This is a genomic window from Microvirga sp. VF16, assembly GCF_016864375.1.
Taxonomy (GTDB): domain Bacteria; phylum Pseudomonadota; class Alphaproteobacteria; order Rhizobiales; family Beijerinckiaceae; genus Microvirga.
Window position 1 is genome coordinate 1,655,184 of the sequence record NZ_CP069354.1, and the last position, 17,642, is coordinate 1,672,825.

The window sequence follows — 17,642 nt, forward strand, 5'->3', positions numbered from 1 at the left end:
GGGAACGAAGCTGCGCTGAACCGATTGTGTCAACAGCGAAGCTTCATCTCGGGCGCAGTGCCTGATCAGGAAAGGTTACGCGGCACGGGCGATGGCGCAGCTCTTCACACCGGCGGCAACCACTCTGTTTCGGGTGGCCATCGTGCTCATTAGCTTAGGCGTCGTCGCTGCCGGCGGCATGGCCTATGTCTGGGCGCGCTCCGGCAGCACCTGGAACGTGGGCAAGCCGGCATCGCAGCCGGTCCCTTTCCGGCACGATCTCCATAGCGGATCGCTCGACATCGATTGCCGCTATTGCCACTCGAGTGTGGAGCGTGCGGCCGATGCGGGCATGCCATCCGCCCAGACCTGCATGTCGTGCCATTCGCAGGTGTGGGTGGGAGCAAGCGTCCTCGAGCCGGTCCGATCGAGCTTCATCCTCGGTCAGCCGATCGAGTGGATCTCCGTTCATCGCCTGCCGGACTACGCTTATTTCCATCACGCCGTTCACGTGACCAAAGGGGTGGCCTGCGAGACGTGCCACGGGCGCGTCGATCAGATGCCGAAGACAGTGAAGACCGAGACCATGTCCATGGGATGGTGCCTGGATTGTCATCGCGATCCCGTGCCGCAACTGCGACCACGAGAGGCCGTGTTCGAGATGGGTTACGAGCCGCACGGAACGGACCTGCCGGAAGACGTGCGCGTGTTCTATCAAGAGGCATCGCGGCGCCTCACCAGCTGCAACACGTGCCACCGGTAGACGCGATGCGTGAAGGAGCGCCACTCGATCTCGACGCCGTGAAGGCCCGCCTCGCCACCGAGGAAGGGCCAAGACTCTGGCGCAGTCTGGAGGAACTGGCCGATAGGCCGGAGGTGCGCCGCTATGTGGAGGCCGAATTCCCGGACATCGTGCAGGCGTCCTCCATCGACCGGCGGACCTTGCTCCGGCTCATGAGCGCTTCTTTCGCGCTTGGAGGTGTTGCCGCCTGTAACGTCCGCACGGACGCACCGCTTCTGTCGCAGAGCCGCAACATGCCAGGCTACACGCTAGGCGTGCCGCTCACCATTGCCACATCGCTGCCATTGAACGGCTACGGCCGGGGCGTTCTCGTAAAGGTGCAGGAGGGGCGCCCGATCAAGATTGAGGGAAATCCCCTGCACCCGGCAAGCCTCGGTGCAACGGACGTGTTCGCACAGGCCGACATCCTGTCCCTCTACGATCCGGACAGGTCCGATATGCCAGTTCAGAATGGCGCTGTACGAAGCTGGGAGGAACTCACGAGCTTCATCCGGCCCGTGCGCAATGAACTGGTTGTGGCAGAGGGGCGGGGTTTGCACATCCTGATGCCGCCGACCTCGTCGCCGACTCTGCAAAAGCTGACGGCACAGGCGCGGCAGCTCTTTCCCCACGCACGATGGCATGTGTTCGCGCCCATCGACGATGACAACAGGCGAGAAGCCGCCATGGCCGCGTTCGGGCGGGACCTCGATCGCGTCTACGACCTGACTCAAGCCGATACCATCGTCACCCTCGGCGGCGACTTGTTCGCCGAAGAACCGGGGCATCTGCGCTATGCGGCGGATTATCAGGCACGACGGAGGATGCAGGATCGCGCATTGCCGCGTCTCTTCGCCGTCGAGACTCGGCCGAGCCTAGCCGGCGCTCGTGCGGACGAGCGTATTCCGCTGCGGCCGAGGGATTTCGACGCTTTCACTCAGGCGCTCGCGGCGGCTATCGGAATAGGTTCGGTGCCAGCATCCGCGCCGCATCCCTCCATCGCGAAACTCGCGGACGCGTTGCGCCAAGCTGGGCCCCGCAGCCTTGTCGCGGCGGGGCGCGAGCAGCCGGCGCGGGTTCATGCTCTCGTGCATGCGATCAATGCCGGCCTCGGCGCTTTCGGCACGACGATCCGCACCATCGAACCGGTCCGACCGATGGCGAGCGACATGGGCACGCTCGCGGATCTTGCACGGGCCATCGATGCCGGTGAGGTATCCCATCTCGTCATTCTTAGTGGCAACCCGGTCTATACCGCTCCGGCAGACATCGATCTGGCATCGCTCATCCGACGCGTGCCACTGTCTCTGCATCTCGGCCAGCATCGCGACGAGACGGCGTCCGCCTGTCAATGGCACATCCCCGAAGCTCATCCGCTTGAAAGCTGGGGTGACCTGCGGGCCTTCGACGGCACGGTGGGTTTGCGTCAGCCTGCGACGATGCCGCTGAAGCCGGGACTGAGCGTGGAGGAGTTCCTCGGTCTCATGGCGGGGCAGAATCTGGATGGGCACGCCCTCGTTCAGGCGACGTGGCGCGAGGCCTGGGGCGAGGACTTCGAGGAGCGCTGGGCGCGCTCGCTCGAAGATGGCGTGATCGAGGGATCGGCTTTGCCGGCCATCGATGTGACCGTGCGATCCGATTGGAATGTCGAGCCTGCCGCTCCTTCTTCATCGGGTGGAATCGACGTGGCCTTCGCTCCCGATCCGTCCATCTGGGATGGCTCCTACGCGAACAATGGCTGGCTGCAGGAATTGCCGAAGCCTTTGACGAAGCAGGTCTGGGGTAACGCGGCACTCATCGCGCCGGAGACGGCCGCCGTCTTCGGCTTGTCGTCGGGCGATGGCATCGATCTCACGGTCGAAGGGCGTGCCATCCGTGCGCCCGTCTGGATCTTGCCGGGCCATGCGCCGGGTGCGGTGACGCTGACCCTGGGCTATGGCCGCAAGCTCGCTGGCAGGATCGGCAACGGCATCGGATTCGATACCTATGCGTTGCGTCCCTCGCGGCAGCCTTGGATCGCTGTGGGCGAGATCAGGAAGGTCGGTGAGCGGATCACGGTCATTTCCACACAGCAACACCATTCGCTGCAGGGCCGCGACATCGTGCGCATCGTCACCCACGATCAGACGCCCGCACCAGAGCAGGCCGATCATCCCTCGCTCTATCCGGAATGGCCTTATGATGGCCATGCCTGGGGCATGGCCATCGATCTCGATGCCTGCATCGGCTGCAATGCCTGCGTTGTCGCGTGCCAGGCCGAGAACAACGTCGCGGTCGTCGGTCCGGAGGAGGTGGCGAAGGGGCGCGAGATGCATTGGCTGCGGATCGACCGCTATCATGCCGGCGACCCCGCCAATCCCGACACCTATTTCCAGCCCGTGCCCTGCATGCATTGCGAGAAGGCACCCTGCGAGGTCGTGTGCCCGGTCAACGCCACGGTGCATTCGTCGGAGGGGCTCAACGACATGGTCTATAACCGCTGCATCGGCACGCGGACCTGCTCGAACAATTGCCCTTACAAGGTGCGGCGCTTCAACTTCATTGATTATCAGGGAACGGATTACAGCGCCTCTGCCGATGCCATGAATCCCCAGGTGACGGTTCGGGATCGCGGCGTCATGGAGAAATGCACCTATTGCGTCCAACGCATCGGCACAGCTCGCGCCGGCGCGCGCGTCGAGGACAGACCCCTGCGCGACGGTGAGATCATGACGGCTTGCCAGCAATCCTGCCCGACGCAGGCCATCGTGTTCGGCGACGTGAACGATCCCGACAGCGCCGTGAGCCGGCTCAAGCGGAACCCGCGCAATTATGCGCTGCTCGGCAACCTGAACACGAAGCCACGCACCACCTATCTCGCCCGCATCGAATCCTCATTGGAGAACGGGTAGCCGGATGACCAGCGAGGCCCAAGCCGTTACGAGCACGGTCGCGGAGGTTCCGCTCACCCGCCGCTTCGGCTGGATGTGGTGGATAGCGCTCCTGGCCTCCGCCGCGCTTGTGCTGCTTCTCGGCTATACGCTGGTGTCCGTCACGATCATCGGCGTCGGCGTCTGGGGTGTGAACATTCCCTTCGTGTGGGGCTTCGACCTCATCAACTACGCCTGGTGGATCGGCATCGCCAATGGCGCGAGCCTCTTCGCGGCCATCCTGGTACTGCGTCGGCATGATCTGCGTACGGCAGTCAATCGCTTCGCGGAGGGCGTGGCATTCTTCGCCGTGATCTGTGCGGGAATCTTCCCGATTTTCCATCTCGGGCGCCCGTGGCTGTTCTACTGGGTGTTTCCCTATCCTGCGACCTTCGAGGTCTGGCCGCAGTTCCGCAGCACCCTGACATGGGATTTCTGGGCCATCAGCACCCATGCCATCGTCACGAGCCTGCTCTGGTATGTCGGCCTCATTCCCGACCTCGCGACCCTGCGCGACCGGGCCCGCCGCAGGACATCGAAGCGCATCTACGGTGTCCTTGCACTCGGCTGGCGCGGCTCCTTGCGCCATTGGGCCTATCATCAGCGCGCCTATCGCCTCGTCGCCATCCTGGTGCTGCCGCTGATTCTCATCATGCAGAGCACAGTGGCCTTCGAATTCGCCGTGACACTGGTGCCCGATTGGCATGAGACACGCCAGCCGCTCCATTTCGTGGCCACCGGCCTGGCCCAGGGCCTGTCCATCGTTCTCCTCGTCGCCATGCTGTTGCGCTGGGGCCTGCGGCTGGGGCGTTACATCGATGAAAGCGATATCGATCTTCTGGGCAAGCTCGTCCTCGCGAGCGCTCTGGTGTCGGGCTATCTCTATCTTGACGAGATTGCTTCGGCTCTTCTCGCGGATCGATTGACGCAGGAAGCCATGTTCAACCGCATGATCGGCGATTACGGGGGTCTTTACTGGACGGCTGTCGTCTACAGCGTCGTGATCCCGCAGCTTCTCTGGCTGAAGGCTGCGCGGCAGAGCACCATCGCGGGGGTCTTTGTCGGCTTCTCTATCGGTATCGGCATCTGGTTCGACCGGTATTCGATCATCGTCGGCGGGCTCCAGACCGATCATCTGCCGTCGGTCTGGCGAACTTACACGCCGACCCTTGCCGAGACCGGGCTCTTCCTCGGAACCGTTGGGCTGTTCGCGGCTCTTCTCCTCCTGTTCGTGCGCTTTCTCCCCGTAGTCTCCATGTTCGAGACCCGGCATGACGAGCATCTGGAGAAGTCCTCATGACGCAGCGCCTCTATGGCATCATGGCCGAATTCAGGAATCCAGAAGCCCTGGTGGAGGCCGTCAGGGCGGCGAAACGTGCCGGGTTCAACAAACTCGAAGTGTTCAGCCCGTTTCCGCTGTCCGATCTTGCGGAAGAGCTTGGGATCCACACGACCATCATTCCCTGGATCGCGTTCGTTGCGGCGCTGATCGGCGCCGGAATCCAGTATGGCTCCCAGTACTGGATGAACGCGGTCGATTATCCCTTGAATGTCGGCGGTCGCCCTCTCGACAGTTGGCCCGCCTTCATTCCATCCACCTTGATCGTCGCCATTCTGTGGGCGGGCGCGGCGACATTGATCGGCCTGCTTCTGATTCTACGCTTGCCGCGATTGCACCATCCGGTCTTCGAGGTGCACGGCTTCGAGCGAGCTTCCAACGACCGGTTCTTCCTCTGCATTCTCAGCGAGGATCCGCTTTTCGAGAGCGAAGCCACGCGAAACTTCCTGGAGGCATTGTCGCCGCAGATCGTGCGGGAGGTTCCCGCATGCGATTAGCGGCGGCCTTCATCGCTGTCTTTCTTCTAGCGGCCTGTGATACCGGCACGGAACAGCGGGATGCCGTCGCCTCGACCCGCGCCATTCAAAGGCCGTATCTGCCTGTTCCTCCAGGCAGCATCGCCAGGGGCACGGCGGCACGGCAGGCCGCTCTTGCAGCACCGGGGCCGGAGGTGACGCAAGAGCTCATGGCACGGGGCGAAGAACGGTTCCGCGCTTTCTGCTCCCCATGCCATGGCGTCAGCGGGCGCGGCGATGGAACGGTGGTCGCACGTGGCTTCCCGCCACCGCCCTCCTATCACGAGGAGCGCCTGCGCGTGCTTGCACCGGAGCAGATCGTGCAGGTGATCACCCACGGCAAGGGCCGAATGTTCCCATACGCGGACCGCGTGCTCCCGGAGGAACGCTGGGCCATCGCCCATTACGTCAAAGCCTTGCAGGCCCGTGGGTCCGGCGCGGCTCCGGAGGCGATACGCCCATGAATACGATGGAAATTTTCTATATCGTATTCGTGTCCCTGTCCGGGGTCGCGATGGGCAGCCTCGCGGCGCTCATGATCGGCCATCTCATGGACGAACATTGGCTTGCTCACGTGCGGGCGGAGATCGAGGCCGCGGCGCTGACGCTGCCCCTGCTGCTGCTTCTTGGCATTCCTCTCGCCTTCGGTCTCGCAGAGCTTTTTCCGTGGGTTACCGGGCGGGCGGGTCTGCCGCCACTGCGGGCGGCCTTTCTGAGCCCTGCCTTCTATCTCGCGCGAAGTGCCGTCTACCTTGCGGTCTGCGCTGGACTGGCATTCTGGCTGATCCGGACGCGACATGTACGCCGCGCCAGCGCCATTGGCCTGGCTCTTCTAACCCCTGTCATGAGTTTTGCCGCTTACGACTGGGTTCTGTCGCGTGAGCCGCATTGGTGGTCGAGCCTGTTCGGCTTTGCCTTCGGCCTGAGCCAGGTTCTCGCCGCCCTCGCCATTGCGATTCTCGTGACCATGCTCAAGCCGAAGCATGCTTCGCCGAAGCGCATGAAGAGCCTTGAACGTGCTTTGCTGACGCTCGCCTTGCTCACGGTCTGGACATGGTTCGCGCAGTTCCTGATCGTCTGGCTCGCCAATCTGCCGGATGGCGCGGAGTGGTATTTGAGGCGCTCCGATCCGGAAAGCCTCGCTCTTCTCAAGGTCTCATATGGCCTGATGCTGGTTGCAATCGTCGTGCTGGTTCCCTCAGGCGTGAGCCGCATCGGCATGATCGTTGGAAGCGCACTCGCTCTTCTGCACCATGGAACGCATATCATCTGGATTCTTCAGCCCAGGGGTGAGCCTTCCTGGTTCGATCTCGGTCTCATCGCCATCCTCGCCGCTCTCTGGATCGTAGCCCTCGCGATCGTCATGCAGCTTCGTCCCACCTATGCGGAGGAAGGTGCAGCCGAGCCCTAACCTTTCGCGTCTGTCTCTGCGGTCTGGTTCGGGACGATGCGGCGCGTCCTGGGCTCCGTCTCCGATGGAGTGAGCGCCGGCTCCGGGAGATCGACCGTCGTCTCCTCGCCGCGGAGCGGAAGCGGCGGCTCCGGGGGAAAGACCCGGGCCCCGCTGTCGCCGAGAGTATAGAGATAGCTCGCGATATGGCGGGCTTCGGCCTCCGTCACGCTCTGTGACGGCATGCCGGTGCTGGGCTTCAGCGCCACGGGATCGACCAGCCACGCGATCAGGTTCTGCGGCGTGTTCGGCAGGAATCCGGCGAGAAGGTGCTGCTGAGCATAGTCCTTCAGTTCCGGGCCGACCCGGCCTCTCGCACCTCTGACCCCGCTGATCGCGTGGCAGGTGCCACAGCCATAGGATTGGATCAAGGCACGCCCCCGCTCGGGCTCGCCACCCGCGATTTGCGACGCGACGGATTTCTCCTGCGGGTCGCTGCATGCGGTCAGTCCTGCAACGGCCGGGATGATTGCGATGCGGAGGAGTATGTGCCTGATCATGAACTCTGCTTGACGAGGTCCGATGGGGCAACCGGCAACGGCTTCCTCCGTTCCCGTCCTGGCGGCGTCACGAGCCTGTGTGCCATGATCAATCCGGCGATGAGATAGATCCCACACATGGGAAGGGACATGATCGCGCCCGCCAATTGCTGATCTTCCAACGCGGTCAAACCCCACTTGGCCGTATCTGGCGTGTGATACAAAGCCTCGCGCGCGAAGCTGAGGAGCGCACTGAGCAATCCGCTCTGCAAAAGTGTGACGAAGCATGCGATCAGTGCCGCCGCCGCTGCTTCACGTCCTGTCCTTGCCTTGATGATGCCGCGCCAGAACAGCAGCGCGGTGCCGAAGAACATGAGGTGTTCCAGCCAGTGGATAAAGTCGGAGGCAACGGCGGCATCGAAGAGCGTCGGGCTGTGCCAGACCCACAGGGTCGCCATATGGATCATCGCTGCCGGGACCGGTCTTGCACAGGGCGCGAGGAAGGCGAGGGTCGATCTCATCGGTCCGTTGCGAGCCAGTCCGCGCCGCCAGTGCTCGGGCAGCGCCCAGAGCCACACGACCTCCGGCTTGCCGAGAACGAGGAGTGGCGGCGCAACGGCGATCAGAAGAATGTGCTGGACCATGTGAGCCGAGAGAAGCGGCTTGGAGAGCCCCTCCAGCGGGGAGAGAAGGGCGATGACCAGCATCGCGATTCCAGCAGCGAAGCTGAGAATCTGCGGCATGCCGAACCCCGGCAGAAGGCGCCCGAGGCTTCGCCGCAGACGCCACACGCCGAGGGCGAACATGACGCTTGAAACAATGAGCGGGATCGTGACCAGCGGATCGGCCGCCCAGGAATGCCAAAGGTCCCCAGGGCCATGAGGTGCCGTTCCATGGGCAAGGGCAGGGCGGCTGAACAGAAGGACGGCTAATCCAGTGACGAGGCTGAGCCCGTGTCTTCGGTGTCGGCTGGGTGATATTTCGAGGGAACCAACGCTCACGGCCAAGCTTATCCGTTCAATGCATGCGAAACCGATGTAGGGCGAATGGAGCTCGAGGCGACCCGGCATTGCCCTCGATGGCGGCTGCGCACCTGGACGAGGTGTGTGAATGCGGTTGCGTGTGTCCTGGCCCTTGCGGGTTGCAGCGGCGTGCAATCGGCGCTCGATCCGGCGGGTGGTGATGCTCTCCGGATCTATTGGCTCACCGTCATCATGACGGCGGGTGCCATCCTCATCTTCCTCGTTGTTACGAGTCTCGTGCTTTATGCGGTCTTCGCCCCGCCCGAGCGGAGGGCCTGGCTCGGAAGCCGCCGGACCATCGTCTATGGTGGATTGGCCTTTCCGATCGTCGTGCTGTCGATGCTTCTGCCCTACGGCCTCATCGTCATGCGCGACACGGATGCTCCGGTAAGGGGCGCGCTTCCCATAGAGGTGATCGGCGAGCAATATTGGTGGCGGGTGAAATATTCGGCCGAGCGCGGACAGCCCGAGTTCTCGACGGCGAACGAAATCGTCGTTCCCATCGGGCGGCCCATTGCCGTTTCTGTCACCGCGGCCGATGTGATCCACAGCTTCTGGATTCCGAATTTCGGCGGCAAGATCGACATGATCCCAGGCCGCATCAACCGGCTCAACTTCACGGCCGAACGACCCGGTGTCTATCGCGGTGTCTGCGCCGAGTTCTGCGGCGACCAGCATGCGCGCATGGCCTTCGATGTGGTTGCGATGGAGCCGGTCGCCTTCGATGCCTGGAGAGCAGCGCAGGCCAAGCCTGCTGCGGAGCCGGACCTTCCGCTTCTCGTACGCGGCCGCGAACTCTTTCGCGTGGGCGGATGCGGATCCTGCCATGTGGTGCGTGGAACCGACGCCAATGGGTGGTTCGGCCCCGACCTGACCCATGTGGGCAGCCGCCGCACCATCGGGGCAGGCCAGTTTCCCAACAATATCGGCACGCTCGCCGGCTGGATCGCCAACACGCAGCACATCAAACCAGGAGTGCGGATGCCGTCCTATGGCTCGTTCACGGGGGAGGATCTGCGGGCATTGGCCGGTTATCTGGAGAGCTTGAAATGAACGCACCCGAGCGCCCCAGATCCTTCGAGCCGCGGCAGCCCGAGCTCCCCAATTCGCTGCCGCGCCCCGAAGGCGAGTTCGAGGCACTCAAGAAAACGTGGGAATCCCCGCGCGGTCTCAGCTTCATCACGGACGTCAACAACACCTATGTCGGCATATGGTATGTCGGCACCGCGTTCCTGTTCTTCATCCTGGCGGGCATCCTTGCGCTGATCATGCGCGCGCAGCTGGCGGTTCCAGAAAGCGACCTCGTCGGCCACGATCTCTACAACCAGCTCTTCACCATGCATGGCACGGTGATGATGTTCCTCTTCGCCGTTCCCGCCGTGGAGGCGGCGAGCGTCTATCTCCTGCCGAACATGCAGGCGGCGCGCGACCTGCCGTTTCCTCGCCTCTCGGCCTATGCCTTCTGGGCCTATTTCGTCGGCGGCCTCGTCTTCTTCGGTACGATCTTCTTCGGTCTCGCACCCAATGGCGGCTGGTTCATGTATCCGCCCCTCACGGGAACCAAGTACTCGCCCGCCGACAATGCGGATTGGTGGCTTCTCGGCATCGGTTTCATCGAGATCTCCGCCATCGCGGGCGCCATCGAGATCATCGTCGGTGTCATGAAGACGCGCGCGGTCGGCATGAGCCTCGACAAGCTGCCCGTTTACTCATGGGCCATGCTCGTCTTCGCGGTAATGATCATCATCGCCTTTCCGGCGATCATCCTCGCGACGCTGCTGCTGGAAATGGAGCGCGCCTTCGACTGGCCATTCTTCATTGCCGAGAGGGGCGGGGATCCGCTCCTGTGGCAGCACCTGTTCTGGTTCTTCGGCCATCCGGAGGTCTACATCATCTTCTTGCCGGCGACCGGCATGGTGTCGATGATCGTGCCGACCATGGCGCAGACGCCGCTCGTCGGCTACCGCCTGATCGTGCTCGCCCTGGTCGCAACCGGCTTTCTTTCCTTCGGCCTGTGGGTACATCACATGTTCGCAACGGGCCTGCCGAAGATGTCGTTGAGCTTCTTCTCGGCGGCCAGTACGGCGGTGGCGGTGCCGAGCGGCATCCAGGTCTTCGCCTGGATTGCCACCATCGCGTCGGGGCGCATGAAGCTGACCACGCCCTCGCTCTTCGTCATCGGTTTCCTGTTCATCTTCACGCTCGGCGGCCTTACAGGCGTGATGGTCGCCATGGCGCCTTTCGACTGGCAGGCGCATGACAGTTACTTCGTCGTCGCGCACCTGCATTACGTGCTGATCGGCGGCATGGTGTTTCCGCTCTTCGCCGCTTTCTACTACTGGATACCGGTCGCGAGCAAACATGCCCTGTCGGAGCGACTCGGTCGCTGGGTGTTCGGCCTCATGTTCCTTGGTGTGAACATGACCTTCCTGCCGATGCACATCACTGGCCTCATCGGCATGCCTCGGCGTGTCTATACCTATCCGGTCGGAATGGGATGGGACGCGCTCAATCTCGTCTCCACCATCGGCGCCTTCATGATCGCGGCCGGTGTCACGATCTTCGTCTACGATCTCGCCCGTAAGTTCCGGTTCGCGAGCGAGGACAATGCAGGCAATGTCTGGAATGCCGGCACTCTCGAATGGCTGCCGAACGGCAATTATGCCACGCGCAGCATTCCATCCGTCGTCAGCCGCGATCCTCTATGGGATCAACCGAACCTGCCGAAGGACGTGGAGGACGGTCGCTATTACATGCCCGGCACGGTCACGGGTGGACGCGAGGCGCTGGTGACGAGCCCGTTCGATGCGCGCCCGCAATATATCCTGCAGATTCCCGGTCCCGGATGGCAGCCCTTGCTCGCCGCCGTGTTCACGGCAGCGTTCTTTCTGCTCCTGACCGTCAAGATGGTGTTCCCGTCGGCGATCTGCGGTGTGCTTGCAATCGGCTTCGTGATCTGGTGGCTGTGGGAGACCGACCCAGGCCCGATCCGCCCACCGGCCGATATCGGCGGCGGCGTCGTTCTCCCGGTCTATGTCACCGGGCCCATGAACCATTCATGGTGGGCGATGATCGTCCTCATGGTCGTCGCCGGCATGGTCTTCACCTGCCTGATCTTCTCCTATCTCTTCCTGTGGCTCGTAAATCCCGGCGCCTGGCCGCCCCAAGGCGTCCAACTGCCCGAACGGATCTGGCCCTTCCTCGCAGCCACCCTCTACGTCGTCAGCGCCGCGCTCATCGCCTATGCCAGCCGCTCATTGCGAGGAGATGACCGCCGTAGTCCACGCTCCGTACCGCTTCTCATCGCCGTAGCGCTCCTGTTTGTCGGCGGCGCGTCGGCGGTCGATCTCTGGGCGCAGCGGCAATCGGCCTTAAGCCCATCGACCCATGCCTATGGCGCCGCCGTCTACGCCATCGTGGCGTTGCAAATCTTCTTCGTGCTGACGACACTCCTCATGGGGGGCTACACAATTGCCCGCTGGCTTGCTGGCAAGCTCGACAGCGTTCGCCGCACGACCTTCGATAACACGATGCTGTTCTGGTACTACACCGTTGGCCAGGGCCTTGTCGGTCTCACGGTCGTCTATGGTTTCCCGCACCTGACGGGAGGCCTTTAGCATGACCGGACGGACAGGACAGGTCATGCTCATGCTGGCCGGTCTCATCGCATGGGCAGTCCAGTTCACGCTCATTTATGGCGCGACATCGACATTGTGCGGCCGCGAATGGACCGGCACGACGATGCTCGGGATGGGCAACGTTCAGGCGATCATTCTCGCCACCACTATCCTGGCTTTCGTCGTCACCACCATCGCATTGGCATGGTCTCTGCGGACACATGCGCAGATAGGGAATCAAACCTCCACAGCAGATCGTTTCATGGGTCACACGGGCGCCCTGATCAACGGCTTCTCGCTTCTCGTGATCCTGTGGCAGGGGGTTCCGGCCTTCATCCTTCCGGCCTGTGCATAGAATTTTGATACCACGGGGTCATACGATGATCGACTGGCAGGAAATGTTCGTACCCGTTCACTCGATCCCCGAGATGATCGTGCGCGGGACAGTGACCTACATCATGCTGTTCCTGATCATGAGGTTTCTGCTCAAGCGGCAGACCGGCGTAATCGGTGTCGCGGACCTTCTGGTGATCGTTCTCATCGCCGATGCGGCACAGAATGCGATGTCGAGCGATTACAAGTCGATCACCGAGGGAGGCGTTCTCGTTCTTACCATCGTCTTCTGGAACTACGCCATCGACTGGCTCGGCTTCCACTTCCCCGCATTCCAGCGCTTCACCCGTCCCCCGCCGCTTCTGCTGATCGACAACGGCAAGATGCTGCCCCGGAACATGCGGCAGGAGATGATCACGACGGAAGAGCTCAACAGTGAACTTCGACAGCAGGGCATCGAACACTGCTCGGAAGTGAAGCGGGCCTATATCGAGGGCGATGGAACGATCAGTATCATCCGGAAAGACAAGGCCGAGACCGGAGAGAACAGCGAAACGCTGAAGGGAATAAGCTAAACCCTCAGACGATACCTCCACCACCGCCGATGACGGCCGGACGCTCCGCTGCTATAGCCTGCCGATAGCCGCTGGCGCGGTAGGCAGCAATCGGATCGATGGCACCGCCGGCCTGCAGGCGCGCCATCGCCAGAATCGGTTCGACATCGATCCGGTAGGCTGCCTTGAGGGTCTCCGAGGCCATGAGGGCATCGTTGTCGTTCTGGTAGCCTTCAAGGGCCTTGCGGTTGACGAGAAGCGCCTGTGCGTAGGCGCGGCGAATCTCATTGGCGCTGCGGATCAGACTCTCGATCGGATCGGTCACATTATGTGATTGGTCGATCATGTGGGCCGGGTGGAAGCCTTTAGCCCCACGATGTTCCGCGTCCACCAGCTCGTTGAAGACGAGGAAAAGGCGATGGGGATCGATGGTTCCGGTGTCGAGATCGTCATCGCCGTATTTTGAATCGTTGAAATGGAAACCGCCGAGTTTCTTGAACTGAATCAGGCGGGCGACGATCATCTCGATATTAACGTTCGGCGCGTGGTGGCCGAGATCGACGAGGCAATAGGCCTTGTCGCCGAGTTCCGTCGCGATCAGGTAATTGGTGCCCCAATCCTGCACGACGGTGGAATAGAAGGCCGGCTCGTACATCTTGTGCTCGGAGAAGATGCGCCAATCCTCCGGCAGCTGCTTGTAGATGGCCTTCATGGCATCGAGATAGCGTTCGAAACTCCGGGTGAAACTCGTCTGTCCCGGAAAGTTCGAACCGTCGCCGATCCACACCGTCAGCGCCTTGGAGCCGATGGCCTGTCCAATCTCGATGCACTCGATATTGTGCTCGATGGCCTGCTGGCGCGTTGCCGCATCGGTGTGGCTCAGGGAGCCGAACTTGTAGCTCTTCTCCTGGCCTGGGGCGTCGGAGAAGGTATTGGAGTTCATGGCGTCGTAGCCAAGGCCCAGCGCATCGCCATGGGTCTTGAGCCGCCTCGGATCGTCGACCTTGTCCCATGGGATATGCAACGAGACGGTCGGCGTCGCGCGGGTGAGCTGGTGGATCACCGCGCAATCATCGAGCTTGTCGAAGATGTTGCGCGGCTCGCCGATGCCGGGAAAGCGCGCGAACCGCGTGCCCCCCGTGCCGACACCCCAGGAGGGGACGGCCACGAAGAACCGTGCAGCCTTGCGCGTGACGGCATCGATATCGATGCCGTCACGCGCAAGCTTGGCACCCAGAGCATCATAATCCGCCTTCAAGGCGCTCATGCGCTTCTCGTTGTCGGCGGAGACGATCTCTCCCGCAATCCTTTGTTCGGTCATGGCTTCCTCCCTAGAGCATCGGACCCAAAAGTGGACCCACTTTTGGGATCCAATCCGATGCTCAATTCCTTAAGCAGCGCATCGTTCGCAGCGAAAAACCGGGTCCACTTTTCACTAGCGCGGCCCGCTGGGTCCGCACGATGCGCTAGTGCAGAGCTTATCGCGTGAACGATGTCGCGTTGCCTGCATCCACATTGATGATGTTGCCGGTCGACTTCGCGGACAGATCGGAGGCGAGGAAGTAGATCGCCTCGGCGATGTCCTCTGGGAAGACGTTGAGCTTCAGCAGGGAGCGCTTGCGGTAATGCTCCTCCAGCTCATCGACGGCGAGCTTTGAAGACGCTGCACGCTGTTCACGCCACTCGCCGGTCCAGATCTTGGAGCCGCGCAGCACCGCGTCCGGGTTGACGGTGTTCACGCGAATGCCTGCATCGGCTCCTTCCAGCGCCAGACAGCGGGCAAGGTGGATTTCCGCGGCCTTGGCGGTGCAATAGGCCGATGCGTTGGGCGAAGAGGCAAGGCCGTTCTTCGACGAGACGAAGACCACATTGCCGCCGAGCTTCTGGCGCCGGAACAGACGGAAGGCTTCCCGCGAGACGAGGAAATAGCCCGTTGCGAGAATGTCGATGTTGCGGTTCCACATCGCCAGATCGGTGTCCTCCACGGGGGCCGAGGAGGCGATGCCGGCATTGGACACCAGAATGTCGATGCCGCCGAATTCGACGCTGGCCTCGATGAAGGAGGATAGGACTTCCGGCTCGCTTGTGACGTTGAGTTTCACGCCGCGCACCGCGTCCTGCCCAAAGCGCTTGGAGAAATCCTCTACCGTTGTGGTCAGCGCTTCCTGATCGATATCGGCCAGCACCACGCAGGCGCCTTCGCTCACCAGCCGCTCGGCCGTGGCGCGACCGATGCCGCCGGCACCACCGGTGATGAAAGCCACGCGGCCGGCGAGGCTCTTCGGCTTCGGCATGCGCTGGAGCTTGGCTTCCTCGAGCAGCCAGTATTCGATGTCGAAAGCTTCCTGCTCGGGGAGGCCCTGATATTCGGATACCGAGGAGGCGCCGCGCATCACGTTGATGGCGTTGACATAGAACTCGCTGGCGATGCGCGCCGTCGCCTTGTCGCGGGCGAAGGACAGCATGCCGACGCCGGGGATCAGGAAGATTACCGGATTGGGATCGCGCATCTTCGGGCTGTTCGGATGCTTCGACTGCTCGTAGTAGCGCGCGTAATCGGCGCGATAGGCCTCCAGCGCCGCATCGAGTCCGGAAAGCACCGCATCGACGTCCGGCGTCTTCGGATCGAAGTCGAGGACGAGCGGACGGATCTTCGTGCGCAGGAAGTGGTCGGGGCAGCTGGTGCCGAGCTGGGCTAGGGGCTTCAGGTTAGCGGAGTTGACGAATTCCAGCACCGCGTCCTGGTCGTCGAAATGACCGAGCTTGCGCTCGGTTTGGCCGATCTTACCGCGAATCTCGGGCATGAGGCGTGCCGCGATCCTGCGGCGCTCGTCCCGCGAGAGGCTGGACGTCACGGCGCCGCCGAAAGCCGGCTTTCCTGCGGTCCTCTCGGCAAACCATTGGATGGCCTGATTGATGATGCGCAGCGTCAGCGCGTAGCATTCCTTCGCGTCGTCGGCCCAGGTGAAGAGGCCGTGGCTTTCGAGCACCACGCCCTTCGCCGCGGGATTGGCCTTGGCGAAGGCTTCGAGATCGAGACCGAGCTGGAAGCCGGGTCGGCGCCAGGGCAGCCATCCGATCTCGTCGCCGAAGATCTCTTTCGTCAGTTCACGGGAGTTCTTTGAGGCCGCAATTGCGATGATCGCATCAGGGTGCATGTGATCGACATGCGTATAGGGGAGGAAGCCATGGAGCGGTGTGTCGATCGAAGCTGCACGCGTGTTGAGGTTGAAGGTGGCATGAGGGAGAAAGCCGACCATGCGGTCTTCGTCCTCGACGCCTTTATAGAGAGTCTTCAGCGACCGCAGCTTGTCCATATAAAGAGTGGCAAAGCCGTCGAGTTTGATCGTGCCGACATCGCCGCCCGAGCCCTTGACCCAGAGTACCTCGATCTTTTCGCCCGTCAGTGGATCGGTCTCGATCACTTTCGCCGAGGTGTTGCCGCCGCCGTAATTGGTGATCCGCTTATCGGCGCCGAGAAGATTGGAGCGGTAGAGCAGGAGACCCGGCTCATCGAGCTTGGCCGCCTTGGCGTCATCCCAGTGATTTTCGAGGAGTTTGACGGCTTGGGTCGCGGTGTCCACGGTTTCCTCCTGTCCGCTCATGAGGCGCACATGCCCCGGATTTGAGCCGAAAGGTGACGGGAGCCCCGGTTCTTGTCAACCAAGAAACGATCAAATTTGATCAATAATGATCATGATACCAAGGTGGTATGTCGATATTGATTGACTGTGAGCGGTTTGATGCGCAGTCTACGGCCATAACTTGCGTGAATCTGAAAGGTATTTGATCCTTCCGATCAACGTCGATCTGCCTTGTTGAGGACCCATGCACGAACGTGAAAGGCATCGGATCATCCTGAGCGCCGTCCAGGAGAAGCCGGTCGCGACAGTCCAGGATCTTGTGGAACTGACTTCCGCCTCGGAAGCCACGATCCGCCGCGATATTGCGGCCCTGCACGTTCAAGGGCGCCTGCGCCGCGTCCGCGGAGGAGCGGAGGCACTCCATCCGGCTCAGATCGGAAGTCTTGCCGCCAAGCCGTTTCGCGTGTCGGAAAGCGAGAACATCGCGAAGAAGCGGGCTATTGCCCGGGAGGCCGTGGCTTTGTGCACCGAGGGTGACGCTATCATCATCAATGGCGGCACCACGACGTTTCAGATGGTGCATTATCTGACCGCTCGCCGGTTGCAGGTCTTCACGAATTCCTTCGCCATCGCCGAGCACCTCGTGAAGCATTCCAAAAATCAGGTGATGCTGCCGGGCGGCTCGATCTATCGCGACCAGAGCATCATTCTTTCCCCGTTCGAGAATGACGTGACGCGCAATTTCTATGCGCGTCGCATGTTCATGGGCGCCCAAGGCGTCGGCGCGCTTGGCGTCATGGAGCAGGATGCTCTGATCATCCAGGCCGAGCAGAAGCTGATCAATCAGGCCGACGAGCTGGTGCTGATGGTGGATTCCACCAAGTTCCAGCGTCGCTCCAGCCTCATCCTTTGTCCCCTCGACCGTGTCTCCACGCTGATTACCGATGACGCCATCCCGGATTCGGCCAGAACCATGATCGAGAATGCGGGAATCAAACTGATTATCGCCGGAACGACGGCCGCCGATCAGTCTGTGGAATCCTCATCGGCGGCCTGAGAGCCGGCGAGAGGTGTTTGAAA

At 62.1% G+C, this 17,642-nt stretch carries 15 protein-coding genes; 11 read left to right on the top strand and 4 right to left on the bottom strand.

Going from position 1 to position 17,642, the window contains the following annotated elements; genetic code table 11:
- Nucleotides 1-91: 91 nt before the first annotated feature.
- Genes JO965_RS07895 through JO965_RS07920 form a run of 6 tightly spaced genes read left to right on the top strand, consistent with a single transcriptional unit; the run spans nt 92 to nt 6,934 of the window.
- Complete coding sequence (locus JO965_RS07895; RefSeq protein WP_203443131.1) at nt 92-742, top strand: cytochrome c3 family protein; 651 nt, start codon at nt 92-94, stop codon at nt 740-742.
- A 5-nt stretch (nt 743-747) separates the two neighbouring features.
- On the top strand, nt 748-3,651 hold the full coding sequence (locus JO965_RS07900) for a TAT-variant-translocated molybdopterin oxidoreductase (protein WP_203443132.1): 2,904 nt from the start codon (nt 748-750) through the stop codon (nt 3,649-3,651).
- Between the two features lie 4 nt (nt 3,652-3,655).
- Nucleotides 3,656-4,969, top strand: a complete 1,314-nt coding sequence (gene nrfD / locus JO965_RS07905) for an NrfD/PsrC family molybdoenzyme membrane anchor subunit (protein WP_203443133.1) — start codon at nt 3,656-3,658, stop codon at nt 4,967-4,969.
- A complete protein-coding gene (locus tag JO965_RS07910; RefSeq protein WP_203443134.1) occupies nt 4,966-5,505 on the top strand; it encodes a DUF3341 domain-containing protein in 540 nt (179 codons plus the stop codon). The genes nrfD and JO965_RS07910 overlap by 4 nt, the downstream gene beginning before the upstream one ends.
- Nucleotides 5,496-5,987 carry a cytochrome c gene (locus JO965_RS07915; RefSeq protein ID WP_203443135.1) on the top strand — a complete coding sequence of 164 codons (492 nt, stop codon included), beginning with the start codon at nt 5,496-5,498 and terminating at the stop codon, nt 5,985-5,987. The genes JO965_RS07910 and JO965_RS07915 overlap by 10 nt, the downstream gene beginning before the upstream one ends.
- Nucleotides 5,984-6,934, top strand: coding sequence for a hypothetical protein (locus JO965_RS07920; RefSeq protein ID WP_203443136.1), 951 nt, complete (start codon nt 5,984-5,986; stop codon nt 6,932-6,934). The genes JO965_RS07915 and JO965_RS07920 overlap by 4 nt, the downstream gene beginning before the upstream one ends.
- On the opposite strand, the gene JO965_RS07925 is transcribed toward JO965_RS07920, so the two are convergent.
- A complete protein-coding gene (locus JO965_RS07925) occupies nt 6,931-7,473 on the bottom strand; it encodes a cytochrome c family protein (protein WP_203443137.1) in 543 nt (180 codons plus the stop codon). The two genes, JO965_RS07920 and JO965_RS07925, sit on opposite strands and share 4 nt — an antisense overlap.
- Nucleotides 7,470-8,453, bottom strand: coding sequence for a cytochrome c oxidase assembly protein (locus JO965_RS07930; protein ID WP_203443138.1), 984 nt, complete (start codon nt 8,451-8,453; stop codon nt 7,470-7,472). Before JO965_RS07930 ends, JO965_RS07925 begins: the two co-directional genes overlap by 4 nt.
- Before the next feature lie 105 nt (nt 8,454-8,558).
- Between JO965_RS07930 and coxB the strand changes: the two genes are divergently transcribed.
- Genes coxB through JO965_RS07950 form a run of 4 tightly spaced genes read left to right on the top strand, consistent with a single transcriptional unit; the run spans nt 8,559 to nt 12,999 of the window.
- On the top strand, nt 8,559-9,527 hold the full coding sequence (coxB, locus tag JO965_RS07935; protein WP_246776775.1) for a cytochrome c oxidase subunit II: 969 nt from the start codon (nt 8,559-8,561) through the stop codon (nt 9,525-9,527).
- Nucleotides 9,524-12,091, top strand: coding sequence for a cbb3-type cytochrome c oxidase subunit I (locus tag JO965_RS07940; protein ID WP_203443139.1), 2,568 nt, complete (start codon nt 9,524-9,526; stop codon nt 12,089-12,091). Before coxB ends, JO965_RS07940 begins: the two co-directional genes overlap by 4 nt.
- Before the next feature lies 1 nt (nt 12,092).
- Nucleotides 12,093-12,446, top strand: a complete 354-nt coding sequence (locus JO965_RS07945) for a hypothetical protein (protein WP_203443140.1) — start codon at nt 12,093-12,095, stop codon at nt 12,444-12,446.
- 25 nt (nt 12,447-12,471) lie between these two features.
- A complete protein-coding gene (locus JO965_RS07950) occupies nt 12,472-12,999 on the top strand; it encodes a DUF421 domain-containing protein (RefSeq protein ID WP_203443141.1) in 528 nt (175 codons plus the stop codon).
- Nucleotides 13,000-13,003: 4 nt separating this feature from the next.
- Here JO965_RS07950 and rhaI read toward each other — a convergent pair whose 3' ends face one another.
- On the bottom strand, nt 13,004-14,299 hold the full coding sequence (gene rhaI, locus JO965_RS07955; RefSeq protein ID WP_203443142.1) for an L-rhamnose catabolism isomerase: 1,296 nt from the start codon (nt 14,297-14,299) through the stop codon (nt 13,004-13,006).
- Nucleotides 14,300-14,456: 157 nt separating this feature from the next.
- Nucleotides 14,457-16,583, bottom strand: coding sequence for a bifunctional rhamnulose-1-phosphate aldolase/short-chain dehydrogenase (locus JO965_RS07960; RefSeq protein WP_203443143.1), 2,127 nt, complete (start codon nt 16,581-16,583; stop codon nt 14,457-14,459).
- Between the two features lie 223 nt (nt 16,584-16,806).
- On the opposite strand from JO965_RS07960, the gene JO965_RS07965 reads away from it, so the two are divergent.
- A complete protein-coding gene (locus JO965_RS07965; RefSeq protein WP_203443144.1) occupies nt 16,807-17,619 on the top strand; it encodes a DeoR/GlpR family DNA-binding transcription regulator in 813 nt (270 codons plus the stop codon).
- Nucleotides 17,620-17,642 lie beyond the last annotated feature (23 nt).

Coding starts and splice junctions, on each gene's coding strand:
- JO965_RS07895 (WP_203443131.1), top strand. CDS start 92: ATGGCGCAGCTCTTCACACCGGCGGCAACCACTCTGTTTCGGGTGGCC.
- JO965_RS07950 (WP_203443141.1), top strand. CDS start 12,472: ATGATCGACTGGCAGGAAATGTTCGTACCCGTTCACTCGATCCCCGAG.
- JO965_RS07925 (WP_203443137.1), bottom strand. CDS start 7,473: ATGATCAGGCACATACTCCTCCGCATCGCAATCATCCCGGCCGTTGCA.
- nrfD (WP_203443133.1), top strand. CDS start 3,656: ATGACCAGCGAGGCCCAAGCCGTTACGAGCACGGTCGCGGAGGTTCCG.
- JO965_RS07945 (WP_203443140.1), top strand. CDS start 12,093: ATGACCGGACGGACAGGACAGGTCATGCTCATGCTGGCCGGTCTCATC.
- JO965_RS07920 (WP_203443136.1), top strand. CDS start 5,984: ATGAATACGATGGAAATTTTCTATATCGTATTCGTGTCCCTGTCCGGG.
- JO965_RS07900 (WP_203443132.1), top strand. CDS start 748: ATGCGTGAAGGAGCGCCACTCGATCTCGACGCCGTGAAGGCCCGCCTC.
- JO965_RS07960 (WP_203443143.1), bottom strand. CDS start 16,583: ATGAGCGGACAGGAGGAAACCGTGGACACCGCGACCCAAGCCGTCAAA.
- rhaI (WP_203443142.1), bottom strand. CDS start 14,299: ATGACCGAACAAAGGATTGCGGGAGAGATCGTCTCCGCCGACAACGAG.
- JO965_RS07915 (WP_203443135.1), top strand. CDS start 5,496: ATGCGATTAGCGGCGGCCTTCATCGCTGTCTTTCTTCTAGCGGCCTGT.
- JO965_RS07940 (WP_203443139.1), top strand. CDS start 9,524: ATGAACGCACCCGAGCGCCCCAGATCCTTCGAGCCGCGGCAGCCCGAG.
- JO965_RS07965 (WP_203443144.1), top strand. CDS start 16,807: ATGCACGAACGTGAAAGGCATCGGATCATCCTGAGCGCCGTCCAGGAG.
- JO965_RS07910 (WP_203443134.1), top strand. CDS start 4,966: ATGACGCAGCGCCTCTATGGCATCATGGCCGAATTCAGGAATCCAGAA.